Annotated in this window: 17 protein-coding genes; 5 read left to right on the forward strand and 12 right to left on the reverse strand. The window is 58.4% G+C overall.

Annotation, left to right across the window (positions count from 1 at the left end):
• Positions 1 to 308 precede the first annotated feature (308 nt).
• The 8 genes from CMV30_RS12900 to CMV30_RS12935 form a co-directional block, all read right to left on the reverse strand.
• The gene (locus CMV30_RS12900) at positions 309 to 3,068 is read right to left on the reverse strand and encodes a TonB-dependent siderophore receptor (RefSeq protein ID WP_096056422.1); all 2,760 of its coding nucleotides are present in this window, start codon (positions 3,066 to 3,068) and stop codon (positions 309 to 311) included.
• A gap of 243 nt (positions 3,069 to 3,311) precedes the next feature.
• Positions 3,312 to 3,821, reverse strand: a complete 510-nt coding sequence (locus tag CMV30_RS12905) for a hypothetical protein (RefSeq protein WP_096056423.1) — start codon at positions 3,819 to 3,821, stop codon at positions 3,312 to 3,314.
• 12 nt (positions 3,822 to 3,833) lie between these two features.
• The gene (locus CMV30_RS12910; protein WP_096056424.1) at positions 3,834 to 4,370 is read right to left on the reverse strand and encodes a hypothetical protein; all 537 of its coding nucleotides are present in this window, start codon (positions 4,368 to 4,370) and stop codon (positions 3,834 to 3,836) included.
• Positions 4,371 to 4,382: 12 nt separating this feature from the next.
• Positions 4,383 to 5,774, reverse strand: a complete 1,392-nt coding sequence (locus CMV30_RS12915) for a tetratricopeptide repeat protein (protein WP_096056425.1) — start codon at positions 5,772 to 5,774, stop codon at positions 4,383 to 4,385.
• The gene (locus tag CMV30_RS12920) at positions 5,771 to 6,445 is read right to left on the reverse strand and encodes an energy transducer TonB (RefSeq protein ID WP_096056426.1); all 675 of its coding nucleotides are present in this window, start codon (positions 6,443 to 6,445) and stop codon (positions 5,771 to 5,773) included. The genes CMV30_RS12915 and CMV30_RS12920 overlap by 4 nt, the downstream gene beginning before the upstream one ends.
• Before the next feature lie 3 nt (positions 6,446 to 6,448).
• On the reverse strand, positions 6,449 to 6,883 hold the full coding sequence (locus tag CMV30_RS12925; RefSeq protein ID WP_096056427.1) for an ExbD/TolR family protein: 435 nt from the start codon (positions 6,881 to 6,883) through the stop codon (positions 6,449 to 6,451).
• Positions 6,884 to 6,924: 41 nt separating this feature from the next.
• Positions 6,925 to 7,359 (reverse strand): ExbD/TolR family protein, encoded by a 435-nt coding sequence (locus tag CMV30_RS12930; protein ID WP_096056428.1) that lies wholly within the window; start codon positions 7,357 to 7,359, stop codon positions 6,925 to 6,927.
• Positions 7,360 to 7,371: 12 nt separating this feature from the next.
• A complete protein-coding gene (locus CMV30_RS12935; protein WP_245844177.1) occupies positions 7,372 to 8,010 on the reverse strand; it encodes a MotA/TolQ/ExbB proton channel family protein in 639 nt (212 codons plus the stop codon).
• Positions 8,011 to 8,445: 435 nt separating this feature from the next.
• Here CMV30_RS12935 and CMV30_RS12940 point away from each other — a divergent pair, with 435 nt between their 5' ends.
• A complete protein-coding gene (locus CMV30_RS12940) occupies positions 8,446 to 9,780 on the forward strand; it encodes a TolC family protein (RefSeq protein WP_175414866.1) in 1,335 nt (444 codons plus the stop codon).
• Between the two features lie 34 nt (positions 9,781 to 9,814).
• Here the strand turns inward: CMV30_RS12940 and CMV30_RS12945 are convergent, their stop codons facing one another.
• The gene (locus CMV30_RS12945) at positions 9,815 to 10,768 is read right to left on the reverse strand and encodes an ABC transporter substrate-binding protein (protein WP_096056431.1); all 954 of its coding nucleotides are present in this window, start codon (positions 10,766 to 10,768) and stop codon (positions 9,815 to 9,817) included.
• An 80-nt stretch (positions 10,769 to 10,848) separates the two neighbouring features.
• On the opposite strand from CMV30_RS12945, the gene CMV30_RS12950 reads away from it, so the two are divergent.
• From CMV30_RS12950 to CMV30_RS12965, 4 genes are all read left to right on the forward strand, one after another.
• Entirely contained in the window at positions 10,849 to 11,826 is a 978-nt protein-coding gene (locus CMV30_RS12950) for a LysR family transcriptional regulator (RefSeq protein WP_096057752.1), read from the forward strand.
• Between the two features lie 262 nt (positions 11,827 to 12,088).
• The gene (locus tag CMV30_RS12955; RefSeq protein ID WP_096056432.1) at positions 12,089 to 13,471 is read left to right on the forward strand and encodes a tyrosine-type recombinase/integrase; all 1,383 of its coding nucleotides are present in this window, start codon (positions 12,089 to 12,091) and stop codon (positions 13,469 to 13,471) included.
• A gap of 98 nt (positions 13,472 to 13,569) precedes the next feature.
• On the forward strand, positions 13,570 to 13,899 hold the full coding sequence (locus CMV30_RS12960) for a helix-turn-helix domain-containing protein (RefSeq protein ID WP_096056433.1): 330 nt from the start codon (positions 13,570 to 13,572) through the stop codon (positions 13,897 to 13,899).
• The gene (locus tag CMV30_RS12965) at positions 13,896 to 15,200 is read left to right on the forward strand and encodes a type II toxin-antitoxin system HipA family toxin (RefSeq protein WP_096056434.1); all 1,305 of its coding nucleotides are present in this window, start codon (positions 13,896 to 13,898) and stop codon (positions 15,198 to 15,200) included. Before CMV30_RS12960 ends, CMV30_RS12965 begins: the two co-directional genes overlap by 4 nt.
• A 21-nt stretch (positions 15,201 to 15,221) precedes the next feature.
• Here the strand turns inward: CMV30_RS12965 and CMV30_RS12970 are convergent, their stop codons facing one another.
• From CMV30_RS12970 to CMV30_RS12975, 3 genes are read right to left on the reverse strand one after another with little or no spacing between them, the layout of a single operon-like run.
• On the reverse strand, positions 15,222 to 16,526 hold the full coding sequence (locus CMV30_RS12970) for an ATP-binding protein (protein WP_096056435.1): 1,305 nt from the start codon (positions 16,524 to 16,526) through the stop codon (positions 15,222 to 15,224).
• Positions 16,523 to 17,398, reverse strand: a complete 876-nt coding sequence (locus CMV30_RS19515) for a hypothetical protein (RefSeq protein WP_138223287.1) — start codon at positions 17,396 to 17,398, stop codon at positions 16,523 to 16,525. The genes CMV30_RS12970 and CMV30_RS19515 overlap by 4 nt, the downstream gene beginning before the upstream one ends.
• Before the next feature lie 6 nt (positions 17,399 to 17,404).
• On the reverse strand, positions 17,405 to 19,417 hold the full coding sequence (locus CMV30_RS12975) for a hypothetical protein (protein WP_138223288.1): 2,013 nt from the start codon (positions 19,415 to 19,417) through the stop codon (positions 17,405 to 17,407).
• Between the last annotated feature and the right edge of the window lie 2 nt (positions 19,418 to 19,419).

Below are 19,419 nucleotides of genomic sequence, written 5' to 3' on the forward strand. Positions count from 1 at the left end.
TGCTGATGGAAGCGGGCGAGGCTTAGCCGAACGGATGCCAAGGCAGGGAATGTTCCCGGGGGTTTCGGATAATTCATCAAGGGGCGAGAGGCAGGGATTTTTGTTCAACCTGTGCAGCGAGAAGAAGTGCTGCGGCGTGGTGCGGGCAGCGGATGTGGAGGGCGGCGGGTGGTAACGAAACGAGTCGAAGACATGTAGTGGGTGTTTGGGCACGAAAAACCCCGCCTCGGGTGGAGGCGGGGTTTTGAGGAGGATAGGGGGCTGGCCGGGTGAGCGGAGCCCCATGCGACTTGGATAAGTCGCGGTCCTTAGAAGCGACGGGTGACGGACAACTCGAAGTTGAGCGGGAGGCCGGGCTGGAGGAGGGTGCCGCCGAAGGAGCCGTTGTTAGGCACCCAGTATTCCTCGTCGAGGGCGTTGCGGACGGTGAGCGAGGCGCGCCAGAGCTTATGGTCGTAGGCGACCGTGAGGTTGTGCGTGAGGTAGCTCGGGAGCGTCAACAGGTCGGGGAGTTCGGAGGAGGCGGCGACGGAGTCCACGTAGTTGGCGCTCCAGCTGGCGCTGAAGCCGCTGTCCCACGAGTAACCGACAAAGGAGCCGAGCACCCAGCCGGGGTACTGGCCGAACTTGTCGTATCGGGCATCCGAATTCGGGATGGTGACGAAGGCGTTGCCGCCGTAGAGGAAGGCGTTGGCGGGGACGATGACGTTGCCGTTGGCGTCCTTGATGTCGCTCACGCCGAGATAATTCGCGGTGACGGCGGCGGTGCGGGTCTGGGTCGGGTCGAGCTTCACGCGATCAATCATGAGGCGGGTGGCGCTGGCAATGAAGGACCAGTGGCGGGTGGGGAGGTAGCGCAATTCGAGCTCCATGCCCTTGTTTTGATTGGAGCGGTTGTAGCTCTCGCCTTCCTGGATGACGTTACTGCTGCGGATCTGGTCGAAGAAGGAGGTGGAGTAGAAAAGTTTGTCCTTAAAAAACTTTCCTTTGAATCCGGCTTCCTTGAGCGAGGCTTCGGCGAGAATGGCACCGGTGAGGACGTTGGAGTAGGAGACTTCCTGGAAGGTGCCGGTGAGGGCGGAGGAGGCTTTGGCCTGTGTGTAGTACGGAGTGAAGCCGGCCCACGGAGTCTTTAAGTTGACGCTGATGGAGTGGGAGAGGGCGTTGTCCTTGTTGCTGATGCTGCGCGGGGCGCTGTGGACGCCGGTGGAGGCGGCGGCGACATTCGAGCCGGTGGCGGTGGTGCCGCCGCGGGCGTACTGGGCGCCTTCGTCGGTGGTGATGTCGATCCAGTCTTTGCGGACACCGCCGGTGATGCCGAGGCGTTCCCAGAGGGTTAGATCGACCATGGCGCCGAGGCCGGTCTCCATGTAGTCGGAGGAGACATTGGAGCTGATGGGCTCGCCGGTCGCGAAGGAGCTATCGCCGGTGCGCACGAAGGAGGCGAAGGTATCGGTCGGCGTGTATCCACGGACCAGATCGCGACGGTGGTCGTAATCGCCACTGGTCGCGATGCGGAAGGCATCAGAGAAGCGGAGATTGGCGGAACCGAGGAGATTCAGATCAACCCAGTCGGGGAGTTTGTTGAGGACGGGGATATTGGTGGCGTTGCGGGTGGCGGTGTACTTGGCCTCGACGACGCTGATCTCCTGGCGTTGATTGAACGGGAGCTGCGATTCCTTCTCCTGGTATTGATAGTCGTAGAAGAACTGGAGCTTCTGGGTGGCGTCGGTATCGGAGTCGTCGATGAAGTCGAGATAGCCGGTGTGAGTATAACCGTCGGCCTTTTCCTCGATAGCTACGAGAGACCAGTCACGACCGACGTACTGGAGTTCAGCGGGATTGAGGAAGAAGCCGGCGGGGGTGTTGTTGAGGTTGGTGATGAGCGAGGTGGCGGCAGAGCCGTCGGCGAAACGGATGGGGCCGGCGGCGAGGATGGCCTGGCCTTGCGCGGTCGCGGCGACGGAGGCGTAGGCGGGCGTGCTGAGCAGATTGATGAGGGTCTGCGGGGCACCGATGATGGAGTTGGCGCCGCGGAGCTGGCTGACTGTGCCGAAACTCACTGAGAGCGGACGGGCGGGGGTGGTGCCGGTGAGGGAGCGGCTTTGTTGTATTTCGCGTTCGGATACGACGCCGTCGCCGTTGGTGTCGAGATTCACAAGGGCCGAGCCGCGGAGGTAGGTACCGGCGTCGAAGGAGGTCTGGTCAACGCGATTGGCGCCGGCCTGGCCGGCGTTGATGGCGCGCTGATAGATGACACCGGCTTCGAGGCGCCAGGAGGGATTGAGGTTGAGGGCGAGAGAAGCCTGGAGGACGCGGTCGCGCTGGAAGTTATCCTCGAAGTAGCTCTCGGAGTCGTTGACGAGACCGAAGACCTGGAAGCCGCCGGACATGCCCTTGATGGAGAGAGGCTGGGCGTAATTGAACTGGGCTTCGACGCGGTCGTAGGAGCCGATGACGCCGCTGAAGCTGCCGCTGGAGGTTTCGAGGTAGCGGCCGGTGGTGCCGCGCACAGACTTGGGAGTGTAGTTGGTGTAGCCGCCGATGCGGCCGTTGCCAAAGATGGGCGAGGGAGGTCCGCGGACGATCTCGACGTTTTCCCACATCGTAATGACGTTCCGGATATTTCCCTGGGCATCGATGCGTTTCATGCCGCGCAGGTAGGTGTCAGCGGGGAGGCCGCGGAGCTGGGTGGAGCCGGCGATGCCCCAGCGGTTGACGGTGTAGGTGCCGGGGACGATGCGGGAGAGCTGGTCGCCGTCGCGGATGCCGATCTTATCGACGAGGTCGGAGCTGATGGTGGTGACGGAGCGGGGCGTGAGGACGAGATCTTTGGAGAAACCGAGCGCGCCCTGGAGCGGCTGGGTCGGCATGATCATGTTTGGGTCTTCGCCGGCCTCGGTCTCGAGGTCTTCCATTTTAACGACGGGCTCGGAGGCTTCGGTGGCGGGAGCCGGAGTGGTGGCCTGCGCAAAAGCGGCAGAGCTGCCGGTGAGGCAGCAGAGGGCGGCGAACAGCAGGCGCGCGCGGCGCCGGCGATGGATGTCTTGGATGCGTGTTAGGTTCATTCGTGTGTGGTGTGGGCCTGAGGGTGGTTCAGGAGGCGAATGACCATTAGCGCGATGGGTGCCAGCACGTGCGCCGTGACGGCGGCTTTTGAAAAATTCATCACCGGCTGGCGGGTGTAGATTATTTTTCAATGTGAGCGGCCTATAGCGGGACGATGAAATGAGTACGTAGTTGAGATACGGGCACAAAAAATCCCGCTCGGTAAGGAGCGGGATTGTGACTGTGTTGGGAGTGGCCTGAGATCAGGGAACGGAGGCGATGGAGGTGCTGGCGGCTTTGCGGGCGACCATCTCGGTGAGGCGCTGGATTTCCATCTCGGCGGCGCGTTTGGCGATGCGGTGGCTCTCGATTTCGCGGGTCATGGCGAAGGACTTGGCGGCGATGGCGTCCTTGGCGGAGCGGGCGGTGGCGAGCTCGGCTTCGAGGGATTTGAGGGCGGCGGCGTTCTTGGTGGCGAGTTCCTGGTTGGCGGCGATCTCCGCAGAGATGCGGTCGCCGGCTTCTTTCCACTTGGCGCGTTTCTCGGCTTCTTTCTGCTGCTCTTCGGCGAGGCGGGCTGCGGCGCGTTTCTCGGCGTCGGCCTTGGCCTTGTCGATGGCTTCCTGCTTCTTGGCCTCGGCCTCGGCTTTGAACTGCTCTATGCGGGCGGCCTCGGCTTTGGCTTCGATCGCGGAGGATTTGGAGTGCTGCCAGAAGACAACTCCGAAGAGGGTCATCAGGACGATCGGTGTGATGATGTAGAAACGATTCATGAGGAAAGGCGATCAGGAGGTTTTTTTGGTGGCGGCGGCAGCGGCGGCGGCGGCGCGTGAAGTCTCGGCGGCGGCGATCTGGGTGATGAGCGTTTCGAGGGTTTTGATGTTCTCGCGCGCTTTGGTGATGAAGCCCTGGAGGAAAGACTGTTCGGCCTCGATGAAGGCGATGCCCTCCTGGATTTTGGCGGTGGCGGCCTTCTCGGTTTCGATTTCTTTTTTCAAGCGGTCCATCTGTTTCGCGAGTTTGTCCTGCTCGCGGAAAGTTTTGTCGCGGAGATCGAGGGCGGCCTGGCGTTCTTCTTTTTCGGCGAGGTCGCGGGCGTCTTTTTCGGCGCGTTCTTTTTTGCGGAGTTCCTGGGCTTTCATCGCGTCGGCGAAGGCCTTGGTCTTGGCCTCGGCCTCGGCTTTGAGTTTGTCGGCTTTTTCCTGTTTTTCTTTTTTCTCAACGATGGCCTGACGCTCTTTGGCACCGCTTTGATAGGTCATGAAGACCCCGGTGAAGACGAGCATCGCGAGGAGAGGAGCGGCGAAGTAGAGTTTGTTCATAGGAGGAGATTTTCAGGCTTTGGAGGGAGCGAGGAGTTCTTCGCGCTCTTTGAGCGCGTCGGTGATGGCGCGTTTGATGGGAGCGACGTCGGTGGGTTTGATGTCGGCTTGCTGGGAGGCTTGCTCGGTCCAGCGGGCGGCTTCTTCGAGTTTGCCGAGTTCGTAGCCGAGATAGGCGAGGTAGAGGTAGGTCTGGCCGGGCTTGTCGAGCTGGCCCTTGTCGCTGGCCTTGAGCGTGTGCGTGTAGGCGTCGGCGACGCGGCCCTGGGTGTAGTAGAGCTGGCCCATGAGAAATTCGAGCTGGCCGTCCTGCGGGAAGGCGGTGGTGGCGCGTTTGAGGGCGTCGAGGGCGCGGTCCTCGTGTTTCATTTGTTGATACGCGCTGGAGAGGAGCTCCCAGTTTTTCTTCTGGTTCTCGATGGCGCCGCTCTTGAGGCCTTTTTCGAGGAGCTCGGAGGCTCGGGCGAATTGCTGGATGCTGAAGTAGAGCGCGACCAGGGTGTAATTCTCGGCGGGGCTGGAGAGGAGTCCGTGGGACTGGGCGCGCTCAATGGAGATGATGGCGCGGAGATTGCAGGTCTGAACGGCGGCCTCGTCTTTGGCGGAGGCGGCGAGGTTCATGTAAGTGGCGACGAGCGTCTGCCAATTCTGAGTGTTCTCGGGTTTCTCGAGAAGCATGAGCTCAAGGATCTCCGCGGCGGATTCGAGTTCGCCGAGCTGCTGATAGGACGAGAGGAGAAACTGGTAGAGCTGCTCAGGTGGTTTGACGACGAGGTAGAGGCCCTTGCGGGCTTCGGCGATGGCTTGGCGGAATTTGGCGGTGTCGGATGAGCCGCTGAGCGATGCCTGGTTGTAGAGCAGCGAGGCGGAGAAAATCTGGAGATCGACGCTGGGCTTGGGAGCAAGCGGGATGGCCTTCTGGAGATAGGCGTAGGATTTCTCGAAGGCGGCCTTTTGAGTGGCGGAGTCTTTGGACTCGGCGGCCTGTTGATAGAAGATCTGGGAGAGCAGGTAGTACTGATCGTAGTACGCGGTGGCGGGGAGGAAGTCGTACTTCTGGGCGACACCGAGTGATTGTTCGAGCGGGGCGGCGGCCTTGTTCATTTCTCCCGTGGTTAGGAGAATCTGGGACTTCATCTGCGAGAGCAGGACGAAATCGTAGGACTCGGTTTTTACGCCGCCGAGAGTGGCGTCGATGAGGGTGAGCGCCTCGGGAAAGTTCTTCGCTTCGATGAGCGGGCGGAGTTTGGCGAACTCTTCGCTGACCTTTTCGGAGACCTCTTTGGCGGGCGGCTCGGCGCCTTGTTGCGCGTGGACCGGCAGGGCGTGGAGAGCCGTTGCGAGGAGGACTGCGTGAAGGAGGCGGCGGGAAAGGCGGTAGGGCACGGCGGATGCGTGGGTCATGATTTGGCGGCGTTGAAGACCATGGTTTGCTGCATGCGGGTGTTCACAGCGTTGCCGGATTTTTTGCCCGGGCGGAACTTGGCCTTGAGGATGGCCTTGAGGGCTTCGGGCTCGAATTCGCGGTGGGAGGAGTTGACGACCTGCGGGTCGCGGACCTCGCCGTTGGAATCGACGATGAAGAGGAGTGTCACCTGGCCGCTGATACGGGCGCGCTTTAACTCGAAGGGGAAGTTGGGGCGCGGCTGGATGGTGGCGACGGGTTTCTGGTCGAGGCTGGCGAGGTCGAAGACGTTCTTCATACCGCCGCCGCCGGTGCCGGTGGCGGGACGACCGGCGGGAATGGTGATGACGCCGGCGGGGCGGTTCACGCCGGGAGGAGGCGGAGGCTGGATTTGTTGAACGAAAGGAGAGTCGAGCGAGACGGAGGGCGTGTCGGCCTGCATCGGTGGGGCCATGTCGGCGGGTTCGGAGGAAGCCTCGGCGTCGCTGGGTTGTTCGGTGACCTCTGGTGGCTCGGGTTCGAGCGTCGGCATCTGGGCCAGCTCGATAGTCGGTACGGCTTCTTGGGGGGCGGCGACGACTTCGTTTTCTTTGAAGAGGTAGCCGGACATGGCGAGGCCGCCGTGGATGAAGGTAGAACCGAGGATGGCGTAGATGATGTGTCGGCGCATGAATCAGCGTCCGGAAGGACGGTAAGTGGTTTCGATGGAGACCTGGGTGACGCCAGCTTTGCGGACCTCGTCGAAGGCCTGGACGGCGGCTCCGTAGCGGGCTTTGTCGTCACCGGTGATGAGCACGCGGGGATTGAGGTTGGCCTGCAGGGCGGCGCGCAGACGGCCCTCGATCTCGGCGTAGGCGATGGACTCTTTGTTCCAGAAGGCGGTGCCAGGCTCGGAGAGCTGGATCACGATCATGTCGTCTTCCTGGCTTTTACTGGCCGAAGGCTGGGCCTGGGGCAGGTCGACCGGGAGCGACTGGATGCGGTTAAGCGAGAGCGTGAAGAGGACGAAGGTGGCGAGGAGGAAAAAGATCACATCAATCAATGGGATGATTTCGATGCGGGCTTTTTTAACGCCGTCTGCGGATTGTCCGCCTGTGGAAACAGACATGGTGGATGGGTGAGTTTGACGGGTGTTAGGTTGGCGCTGACTTAGGAATCCGTGGACCTGATACGGGTCTCGAGGAGCACCTTGGTGATGCCGGCCTTGCGGATTTCATCGATGACGTAGCGGCTCTGGGAGAACATCGCTGTTTCGTCGCCGTTGATCAGGATGCGGGGATCGGGCTCGGTCTGTTTGTAGGCCTGCAGGCGAGTGATAAATTCATCGAGCGTGATGAGGTCTTTATCCCAGCCGATGGAGCCCTCTGCCGTGAACGAGATCGTGACAGCGCCCTGGGAGTTTCTCGATTCGCTGGTGAGGCTGGCCGGCAGGATCACTGGCAGGCCTCCCGAGCGGTTGAGCGAGAGCGTGAAGAGGACGAAGGTCGCGAGGAGGAAGAAGATGACATCGATCAGCGGGATGATCTCGATGCGTGCCTTCTTCGCCGGTGCGGTGGAGGAGAAACCTGTGCTGGTGCCGCTCATGTGATAGGCAGGTTAACGGGCCGCGAGGGCTGATCTCTTTTCGAGCTTCTTGGTGGCGACATCGAGCGCGTTGGACGCGTCGGAGATATCGTGACGGGCTTTTTCGATGCGGGCGTTGAGCACGTTGAAGGGGAGGAGGCCGATGATGGCGATGACCAGACCGCAGGCGGTGGCGATGAGGGCTTCGCCGACACCACCGGTGATCTTACCGGCGCTGGCGCCGATGTCGCCTTCGCCAAGTGCGCCGAAGGTGGCCATCATGCCGGCGACAGTGCCGAGCAATCCGAGGAGCGGGGCTGCGGTGATGCAGGTATCCAGAATTGGGAGGCCCTGCTGGAAGCGCTGCATCTCGATGTTGGCGGCGCGGGCGAAGGAGCTGGAGCGGGCGTCCTCGGGCTGGCTCAGGGTGTAGACGAGGATGCGGGCGACGTAGTCCTGGCTAGGGGTGCCGAGGCCGAGGGCGGCGTCGATTTTACCTTCCTCGACAAGCTCAAGCATCTTGGCGGCGAGCTCCGGTTCGCGGGTGCTGTTCTCCTTGAAGAGAAAGGCGACGCGCTCAAGCACGACGGTGACGGCCACGAACGAGACGAGCAGGATGGGCCACATGATGGGACCGCCGTGGACGAACAGTTCGATGGGGGACTGGCCCATGAGGAATGCGATAGGTTGGTGTGCGAGCATTGTAGGTGATATTAAGATACTGAGCGATTATGGTCTGTCTGCTATGTGAGCTCCTGGCTGTGGAAGGAGAATCCTTCGTGTGGCTGCGGGAGTTGTTTCTATGGCCCCGTGTCTGGTTGGTACGGGTCCAGCGAATCGCAGCTTTAGCACGTGATATGCCGAGGCCGTGCCAATCCGGGGAGGGGGTGGGTGATTAAAAACTATTCAACCCATTCATGGCCGGGTTGCGTATTTCTCAACTCAGGCGGTTCGGCCGGGGGCGGCTTGGGGACTGCTGACTGCGGTCTCCCTCTCATGGTCCCACTGTTTACCTTACACAGGAAGCGTCTGCCGGTTTCGCGAAGCGGCTCCTCGTATCGAGTTCTGATTTTCCTGGCCGGTGCTTTTTCCCTCACGGGTTGCGCGGTGCATAAGGTAGATCTCGCGCCACGACCGCTGGTAGGAGCAGCGCCGCAGGGTAGCGGGGCCGAGAAAAAGGATGAGGCTAAAAAAGCGCAGCAGGGCTGGTGGCTGAGTTTCCAGTCGGCGGAGTTGAATGCGCTCACGTTGGATGCGCTGGAAAAAAATTTCGACGTGGTGGCGGCGGGTGAGCGGCTGAACCAGGCGCTGGCGGTGTACCGGCGTGCGGGAGGAGTTTTGAAGCCGCAGCTAAATTTGACGGGGGCGTTTGACAGCGATCTCGCGGCGAAAGGGCGCGAGCTGCGCGATGATGGCTGGGAGGCCGGGGCGGAGATCACGTGGGAGGTGGATTTTTTCAAACGCCTCGGCAGTGCGCGGCTTGCGCGCGCGGCGGATGTGCGGGCGCGGGAAAGTCTCAGAGAAGTGGTGAGGCTCTCGCTCAGTGTGAGCATCGCGGAGAGTTATTTTGGTATTATCGAGCAGCGGCAGTTGCTGGCGTTGCTGGCGAAGCAGCAGCAGACCTCGCGCGATCTGCTGCGCATTATTGAGCGGCGTTATGAGCAGGGACTGGTTTCGCGGCTCGATGTTTTGCAGCAGCAGGCGCAAGTGGCTGAAGTGGATAGCCAGATACCGACGGTGGAGGCGTTGTTGATGGATCTTCAGAATCAACTGGGAGCGTTGCTCAGTGGAATGCCCGGGGCGCGGGAGCTGGGGACGATCGGAGCGCAGGCGGTTTTTCCCACGCTGCCAGAGCTGGAGATGCTGGGGAGGCCGGATGATCTGTTGAGGATGCGGCCAGATCTGCGCGCGGCGCAGGCGGACCTGGTGTCGGCGGATGCGGAGACGGCGCGGGCGCTCGCGGAGCGATTGCCGCGACTGACGCTATCGGCCGAGGGTGTTCTCATCGAGGGGCGAGGAGCGTCGGGGAGTCTGGTGACGTTTGCGGCAGATCTGGTGCAACCGTTGCTCGACTGGGGGCAGAGGCGGCAGGAATGGGTGCGCACGAAGGCGGTTTACCGGGAACGGCTGGCCATTTTTTCGCAGGCGTATGTGCGTGCGGTTTGGAATCTGGATACGCTGGTGCGGACCGAGGCGAAGCAGCGGGAGCTGATGAAGCGATTGCAGGAGCGCAAGCAGCTGCTCGATGCGACACTGGGGCTGGCGACGAACCGCTACACCTCGGGGCTCACGGATTATCTGCCGGTATTATCGGCGACGCAGCAGTTGTACGCGCTCGAGCAGCGCTTGATCCGCGAGCAGCGCCGGCTCACGAGTCTGCGCATCGCGCTGCATCAGGCATTAGGCGGGCCGGTGCCGGTGCTGGCGGAGAAAAGCGGTTGATGTGCGGAGCGCGAGCGGTGCGGGTGGGGGCGTTTCAAGCGGCCCGCGGATAGAGGCGGTCGATCTCACCGACGATGTCGAGGTGGCGTTCGCCTGCGCCGAGTGAGGCACGGCAAGCTTGCTCGATGAAGCGAGCGCCTTGGGCATCGACGCCGATCTGACCGCGAGGATTTTCAAAGCGAATGGATAAGTGGTCGGGTTTTCCTTCGAGGGATTGAGCGAGGAGGGCCGCCCGATGTTCGTCGCTCGTGAGGACGAAGGGATTTTGCGCGAGAACCAGGGACCACACGGTTTCGCGATTAGCGGGATGGGCGCAGAACTCACATGCGCGGCGAAGGGCGCGGGCGAGCGGTGCGACCAAGGCCGGGCGGTCTTTGGCGAATTCAGTTCGCAGGGCCACGACGCCACCCGGGTGGACGGGCGAGATGGCTCCGCTGGAACTGACCACGACGCCGTCGGCGCTCAAATGGGCGAGGACTGGAAGTGGATCGAGTCCACAGAACCCATCGATCAACCCTTCTTCGAAAAAGTAGAGCAGCTGGCTGGCGGCGAGGGAGACGTAAACGGGATCTTCTTTCACGCCAACGGTCTCGGATTGAAGCCAGCGCCTGACCAGGTGGCAGGCCGGACTGCTGTGGCCGAGGACACCGATTTTCAGGACGCCGGAAGAGGCGCGAGCATGTTTCTCCGGGGCGGCGGCTTTACTGTTGAGCACGATCGCGAGATCCTGGCTGGAGGTGAGCAGCACGGGCGTCATGGGCACACGCGAGACACCGGCGCCAAGCGAGAGAAGCACGGGCATCTGCGCGGGAAGGCAGGCTCCGTCGATACGTTGGTCGCTGAGGCGGCCGCAGATGGCGGCGACGCCGAGTTCGCAGGAGAGCTCCACGTCGAGGCCTTCCTCGGTGAAAAAGCCCTGGGACTGGGCGGCGAGCAAAGGCGCGGACTCAAGAAGGCCCAGATGGCCGATTCGTATCGTGGATTTCATTACGTCAGAGCGACAGTTGAGCGGAATTGGATGGCACTTGTTCTGCTGAGCACGGCCTGTACCAGACCCGCATACTTGCCGTGAACGATCCTATCGACAGCCGTCAGCTCCAGATATTCCTGTGCCTCGCCACCAAGGGCAGCCTCAAGGCTGCTGCGGCTGAGCTGTTTCTGACGAGTTCAGCCATCAGCCACTCGATCACTAATCTGGAGGCATCGCTGGGTGTGCCGCTTTTTCACCGCTCGGGCAAAGGACTGGTGCTGACGCCTAAGGGGGAGTTTTTACGGCGAAAATCGATCCCACTGATTGCACAGATGAATAATATTCGTTCTGCGCTGACGGGTGACAGCCTGGCGGACCGGGCTTCGTTGCGGGTGGCTGCTGGCTATAATTTTCTCACTTATAAGGCGCCGGACATCGTGCGGGAATTCAACGAGTGTTTTCCTCGCGGCAGCCTGACTATCCGGGCGGCGGAGCGGGACAAGTGCCTGAAATTGCTCCTGGACCGGGAGGTGGATGCGGTGGTGCTGGTTGATCCGCCGGAGGACGGCCCGGATTTTAGCTACACGCGGCTTTTTGAGGATGAGCTCATGCTGCTGATGCACGGTCGCAATCCGCTTGCGGGACTCGAGATCGTGCCGGTGGCGGATTTGAACAACAAGTCCTTGGTGGTTTCCCGTCTGCAAAGTTACACGACGAATCACATCGTCGAGCAGGCGAAGCGTAAGGGCGTGGTCTTCCGGGAGTGCTTTGAGGTCGGCAACACTGCCGCCATCTATGAGATGGTCAAAATGGGGCAGGGCCTGGCGCTGCTACCCAACTGGATCGTGAAGCTGGAGGAGCCTTCATCGCTGGTCGTGGCCCGGCCGGTATCGGGTATCCGCCTTTCCCGTACTTGGGCTTATGTGGAGCCGACCTGGAAAGCACCGAATCTGGCAGGCCGCACGTTTAAGCGGTTGTGTCTGCAAGCGGCCTATGCGGCGGCGGGCGGTAAGGGGGCTCTGACTCACCATCACGCGAGTTCGGCGCCGTTTGCTTCAGGCGCGGCAGGCAGGTGACGCGGTACGGACCTGAGGCACTGTTTATTAAGTGGCAGCGATAGTGTTTAGCTGCGAGCTGTCGGATGGTGCTACTGGCTCATTGAGTCCCCGAAACCACATGGATTTCTTGTTAGGGATGGCTGCCCGGGTAGGGATCGAACCTACGACCAAGTGATTAACAGTTTGTTGCTTTAGGTATTTTCGTTTGTCTGCAACTGTCGTTTTCTGTCGGCACTTAAATGCTTGTTTTCATAGGTAATAATCTGCGTAAGTTCACGACATGATCAGACAGGAGGAAGTAGTTGAGGATGTCAAAAGTGGCCAAGAAGTGGCCAAGCAAAGTGGCCAAGCAAGCCAATCTCGCTTCCATGTGGATTACTGGAAAGTACGGCTTTACCGGAAGACCTTCACACGCGATGGCGTCCGTAGCGAAGTGCCCGAGTGGTCCGTGCGATTGCAGCATTTGGGGCGGCGGGAGGCTTTCGCCTTGGGAAGCACCAATGCCCAAGTGGCGTCGGCCAAGGCGAAGCAGATAGCTACTTTTCTGGATGCTAACGGCTGGGAATCGACTCTCGCCAAATTCAAACCTGGAATGACCCCGAAGGTGGAGGTCTGCTCGTTGGGGGAATTTCTCGCTGACGTGGCGATGCGCAGCCATCTGAAGCCAATCACTATTCGGCGCTACGCAGTGAAGCTGCGTAAAATCATATCTGATGTTACCAAAGCGGATGCAGGAGCCAAAGGAAAAGCCAAGCGCTCCAAGTACGACTATGTTAACGGTGGGCTAAAGGCGTGGCTCGCGAAGGTAGATTCTCAATCGCTCGACGTGCTTACTCCTGAGGTGATCACGACCTGGCGCAACGAGTATGTCGCTCGTGCTGGAGCGGATCCGATCAAACGAAAATCAGCCGAGCGCTCGGCCGCTTCGTACATGCGGGGCGCACGTTCGCTATTCACCGCGGACGTGCTTGCGACCTTAAAAGTGAAACTCTTGGGAAATCCATTCAGCGGCGTAAAACTGAAGGATCCAGGACCGCAGCGTTACCGTTCTGAAGTCAGTGCTGAATGGCTGCTCGCCTGTGCTCAGAGCGAGCTTCGAATCGAGCATCCGCAGCAATTTCTAGCGCTATTCCTGTGCTTATGGGCGGGTCTGCGTCGGAAGGAAGCCGATCTTCTGATGTGGGACCAAGTCGATTTCCAGAAGGGTCAGATTCAAATACGCCGCACGATCTACTTTGAACCCAAGACCGAAGAAAGTCAGCGTGTCGTCGACTTGCCCGATGAGGCTCTGAACGTACTTCGGTTATTTAGAAAGGAATCTAAGTCGGAGTTCTTACTTGAGGGTAGCGATCCGAATCCAGCGGCGACCTACGAATACTATCGTTGCGACAGTACATGGAGAGATCTTCACCAATGGCTGCGCGGGAAAGGTATTCTGCAAAAAAAGGCGATTCACTCTCTACGCAAAGAAAGTGGTTCACTTATCGCCTCAGCGCATGGGATAGAAGCTGCACGTCAGCATCTGGGCCATCGAGACATCCGCACCACGTCTTCTCACTACGTGGATAAAAAGAAGCGCATTGAAGTGCATCTTCCGCTCGGTAACTGGCCGGACAATGCCACCGTGGTTTCAAGTTATGGGTTTGGGGCGGCTAAACTCTAGGCTGGTATTGTCGAATTTAATGCCATAGATAAAGACTATTAAATTAGTCTTTAATTCGACATTTACCGAAATAAAGGCTATTTTAATAGCACTTAAAAATGAGCCAATCGTCCGCAAATTTTTCAGAAAAAGCTGCAGCTAGATCGCTTTTAAACCGGATCAAGGCGCAGCGTCTGGCTAGGAATTGGACTCAGCGGGAGATGGCCAAGCGGTCCGGAATTTCTTTCGCCACCTACAAAAACTTCGAGCAGGGGATGGGAAACATCACTTTGCTCAATCTACTCAAGATCCTTGGCATCCTCAACAGCCTGGATCGCTTGGCTGAACTCGTGCCGCCTACAGTCCCGGCAGAGAAGGAAACATTGGAGACACTGGAGCGCTCACCTCGGCAACGCGCATCTCTGAAACGCTCGTCGATGTCGCTATGAGTTCTCCGGCGCCTTCTCTCGGTGTTAATTGGTATAACGGCCTGCAGGTCGGCAGAGTAGTTGTACCCGGTGAGCCGCGCTTCGGGTACCTGCCTGAATGGCTGAAGAACGGCTACAGTCTTTCGCCCATCAAAGTGCCCTTCGAGTTGTCGGTGCATCGCGTGAGGGCATGGGAGTTCGATCAGCTGCCCGGGTTTATTGCCGACTGTATCCCTGATCAATGGGGCCGGAAAATTATGGCGGCCGATCTCGCCCGGCATGAACTCAAGCCGACGCCGCTTAATATGCTGGCTTGGGTGGGAGAGCGTGGGATTGGAGCGCTCAAGTTTTTGCCGCCCATCTCTGAAGATGGTTCTTCCGATAAATGGGAAGCGGTTGAGCCACTATTTTTGGCGCGTCAGGCACAAGAGGTTGTGAAAAAATCACCGCCAGAGGCTTTCGAATTTTTGCTGAAAGCAGGCACGGCTGGCGGTGCATTCCCAAAAGCAAACGTCGCGATGCTGCCGGACAAAAACCTGCTTTGCGGTGGGAATATCACGCACGAACTTCAGAAGAACTATGTAGGCGCTCGTCTCGGAATTCTTAAAATTGACAGTGAGGATGACCCTGCACGAACAAGCACGGACGGAAGGCTCGAATGCGCTTATATGGAAATGGCGCGTGCGGCCGGTATCCGTACGGCGAATGCGGAGGTTTTATCAGATGCGGCTGGCAATCGTGTCCGGAACCATCTCTTCGTTGAGCGATTCGACGTCTCTGCTAGCCACGATCACCGTCTGCACTTGGTTTCGCTCGCGGGTTTGCTCGAATCTTTTAGTCTCACCTACGCAGAGCTTTTCTCAGCCTGTAGACAGCTGACTGAGAATCGGGAAGAACTCTTGGAAGCGGTGAAACGGATGGTGTTTAACGCCCGCGCGGGAAACGCCGACGATCACGGAAAGAATCACTCGTTCGTTTTCGATGATCGTGATCTGCGGTGGCGTCTTTCCCCCGCTTACGATCTCACGCTTAATTACTCTGATGATCGGACCTTCAATGGTCTGCTTCATCAGACATTTGGTGCGACCCCGAGGCTCGCTCAACTTCGGAGCCAAGCTGATCAATTCGCCGTAACCGCTGCCGAGTTCGATTCCATCGATGCAGCCGTTAAAACATCAATCACTGCGTGGCCGACGTTCGCGAAAAAAGCGGGACTTGATCAAGCCGAAGTCGACCGCGTGTCAGAGCTGCACCGCAGAATTGAAGATCAAATGAGCACTGATGGATCTCGTTCAGTGCGCAAACGGCCTCGTTTGTTTTAGGTCGAACGGACAGCAAGAACTTCACTGCAACCGTGTAGGCTCATGCGGGAGATTGTGTGTTTTCAAAAACGCGATCATGTGCTCAAAAAACGCGTCAGGTTGAGCGACCCTGCTCTCTTGTGGATAAAGTGCATAGTCTTCTGGATGCCAATCATGGCAGCGCCGATGAAGTTTGGGAGACTCGAAAATCTCGTGCAGAAATAGCTGATTATCTTCCATCTTTTCGGCGATCTCCAGCGGCACTTCGCATCCTTGGCAGGAAATATTCTTCGTTATGAAGAGTAGCCTCGCCCAAGCACGAAGTTGGACTGCGGTCCGCCCTTCGTCCCAATAATATGGCATGAAGTCACTCACGTAGCGAAAAATGATCGTTTCGTTGCTCAATCGCGCAAGTGGTACTCGTACGATTACGAAGACTCTGTTTTGACCCTTTCGTTTCCAATCCTTACCGCTTCCATACCGTACAAATAATGCTTCCGGACTTGCCGGGATTTCGTCGTAGATCAGCGAGTCGACATACTGACTAATTTCTTTGAGGAAAAGCGCCGGACGTTTGTCATAATCGCACCAGTCGAAGATTTGGCTATCCTCGCCATCGATCCACTCTCGTCGAACTCCAAAGGTTTGGGCTACCCAAGCGGTTTTTGATTCATCTAACCATCGCAGGAATACGGCGTCATTCTGCTGATCGGCAAAGGTGATGGTGAAGGGGGCTTTTCGCGCGGAGAAGAATCGAGCTAGATGTCCGGGCTGTAAACCGTGGCCTGAAAGGATGCGGCGAACGCGCTGTGCCAAAGCGAGAAGTTGAGGTTCTGTGACAGCTCCCGAGGTGGTTGCTGTGTTCTTTTCAACTCGGCTGAGGATCCAGTCAGTAAGCTGCTGTCCACTGAGCTTTTTTTTCACGCCGTCCAAGCGCACGAAACAACCATGGCCGCCAGTGTAGAACGGTTTTGAGGAATTACCTGCCGGCACCTCCAATTCGACTACCGTGGAATTGACCTCGCCGTTGATTACGGGATGTAGCGTGAGTTTGAAGCGACCTGGATCCAGCTGCGGCTGAATCTCGGAAAGTTTGCCGACCACCACTTCGCGTAAACGTTCGCGTTCGGATGCTGATAGCTCCACTCCTACCACGACTCTGTCAGTGTTGCGGATGCCCCAGTAGATGCGACCACCCTCCGAGTTGAGGAATGCTACTGCGTATTCGTCGGCAGCATTTGAAATAGAGCCGAATGGGTTTGGTCCCTTGACTTCCTTGAACTCCACATGGCGCGTTTCCTCGCATTTTAGTGCCTCCCCTAATACAAACTGCGGAGGCGCTTTCATCGTGTCGAAGAAGGGGGGATCGCCGGCATCGCTAAAATAAGTTCGGCGTCAATCCGCGTACGAACCGTTCTGGCAATTCTTTGTAGCCGACTGTGGAACTCATTTTTTTCGCCCTCCCTTAAAAAACCGCGAGGCGAATTTTCCCGCTTAGGATAAAATTTAGCGCGCGTATTCATTCCCTCATCGCGGGCCTCACCGCTAGTCACCGTGGCAATAGAACTCTCCAATTCATTCAACCAACGAGCTGGTTCAGTCGGAGCCAGACCTGTTAGCATCTCGCGAATTCGGACTGCCACCTCTTTGAATCTCAGGCGTTGTTGAAACGGAAGAGGTGTTGATTGGAGTACGCTTATGGTGGGCGCGTTTTCATAGGCGATCCGATGTGGCTCACGAGTTAGCGGAGCCGATGGATCAAAGCCGCTCAACGCAAACCACTCGGATTCGTCATGAACACGCTGTGTCAGATAGTACTGATCTAGTTCTTCAGTAGTGTGAAACCGTGGTGTGACATAGAAAACGCTCAACGGATTTTCCCTCTCTAGGTCCATCAATTGTTCATGTTGTGTCATCCCTGAAGAGTTTACCCGTTCGGTTCGTAGATGCATCCGAAAGTAGGGCGTATTGAAACCGGGAGGCATACCTTTTGGCCCACCACTCCGGCGGCGCATGATCTGAGGGATTTTGAATTGAAGGAAAAACGGCCATGCCACGAAATTTAAGGCTACGTCGAATCCTCCACCCGCGGAACCTTCTTCGAGAAGCGAGATGAATCGCGGTGCTCCGGCAAGGCCGCCGCAACTGCCACTGCGAGCGAGATTGTCCACTAAGGCGTAGCCGTAGCTGAATTCGGAAAAATCGGGATATTCGGCCATGGATAGCTAGAAGTTTTCTCCGAGAAGTTTGCCGTTTGGAGCCGAGGCATCGAGTATCGGGTCGATCAGCCACGGTGACCGCAGTAAGCTGTCGGGTGGCGGCTCAGTGGTGGTGACGATATACTGGAATGCTGGTGCTCGTTGTCCGAAAGCCTCTTCTAACGCGTGAATAGTTGAGAAGATATTTCGGTAGATACTGGCGTCCATGTCCGCTTCCCGAGGGCCATCATGTAGGTGGAAAAGCGGGTGAGCGCCACGCCCTTCTACACCGCTTACCAATGCGGCTAGATCGAAGCAGATGATTTTGAGCGTCTCCAAGGCAGCGCTTGTGAGATCGATTTCATTGTTCAGCCCTGGATTGATTTTTCGGCCGCGAAAGCGGATTTCGCCACGCACGTTCTCTTCATCGAAAATCGTCCGCGAAACGCGGCCGAAGGTCTCTGAAAATGCACTGAGAGCGGCGGTGTTTTTATCGCGCAGCATGGCCTGAAGCTCCTGGGATCTGCGGATCTTCTGCTCTAGGTCTGCCACGGATTTTTCCAAGCGATCTGACTCTGTTTTATCCGATCGTGCGCGTTCGGCTTCGTTTGCTATACTTTCTTCGTTCACGAACTGACGGGAGAGTGCAGCGCGGGCTTCGTCGTAAATAGCTGTCTCTTTTCGCAAGGCTTGCTCGCTATCCTTCAATCCCTGTCGGCGCGTACTAAGTAATAGGCGCACGCGTTGGAGCTGCGTTTCTGCAAGGGTCTTTTCGGCGCTCACTTTTTCGATGGTTGGTCCGGTATCGAGCGCAGCTTTTTTGTGTTCGATTGGAAGTGTGCGGCCGAGAGCAAGCGGACATTCGTGCTCAATGGCAGCCGCGAGTGTGTGTCCGCACAAGAGACCGGCGTCAGGGTCGTTTTCTCTGATCCACTTTGCGAGGTCGGCGGCTGATTGCTCGCCGCGAAGTTGCCGCAGCTGCTGTTCGAAATAGCGGATTTTGCCCTGTACGCTCTTTTCCTGGCCTTCCGTCACATCGAAGGCGCTGCGTGCGATTACGAAATTGTCGCGCGCTGTTTTGAGCGCAGGTGTAGGTTCGAAGTTCTTTAGCAGGGCCTCCGTGGCTTTGGCACGGCTTCTCCATTCCGTCACAACTGCTTGGAGAAAATCTGCGCCCGCAACGTCGGTTCGGAAATCCGGGAACTGCGCTCTCAAGCGATCGTAAACCGAGTCGCCCCGGAAACGCAGAAGCGGCGCATCACGCTCGGCTTCGTTTTTTCGCTTGAGCAGGCCTTTGTTATTTTCGAGCTCGGACTGCTCCGCAGTGTCGATGAGGCCGAGGACCGCACGAAAGAGAAAGTGGCGATCTTCAGCGACCATATCGGGCGCGTGAGAATCGCTGTCGGAATGGCGCAGTTCGGCGAGGCCTGAGAACCGGCATTCCTGATCACGTGTCAGCCATTGCAGTACGTGTGGCCATTCAATGGGCGTGGGTGCAGTGGCGAAAGTCGCGACGGGAAGAGGCTCCGCCAGCACACCGGTTAACTCACTTTCGTAGGTCTTGAAATTCTCGCGTCCCTCGTCGCTAGCAAAGAGTGTATCGATGGTTCGGTTGCGGTAGGCATAGGAAGCGGGGCCGACCTTGAAAGGGCGACACACCAGCCATGGCGTGCCATCGAGGATGACTTCGCCCACGACCCAGCCCTCGGGAAAAGTGTCTCGAAGGCGGGCGCGTTGCTCGTCGTTGCCAAAGGAGCCCTCGCCCAGGACATAGCGGATGAATCGACAAAAAGTGGTTTTCCCGGTGCCATGGCCGGATACGCCACCTGTATAACCTTGGCCATTGGCTGCGCGTTGGCGCGGCTTCGCCCAGAGAATGTTCAGGCCTCGTCGCAGCCGGATGCCGCGCAGGAGATTGGATGTGCCCGGTGCGAGTACGCGGTAGATGCGCAGCTCGCGCACCCAGATCCGGGGCTCTTGCAACGATTCGGAAGGTTTGAAGCCGGTGGTTCGTGCGAAGAGTTCGGTTTGGGTGGGCATGG

Source organism: Nibricoccus aquaticus, assembly GCF_002310495.1.
Taxonomy (GTDB): Bacteria; Verrucomicrobiota; Verrucomicrobiia; order Opitutales; family Opitutaceae; genus Nibricoccus; species Nibricoccus aquaticus.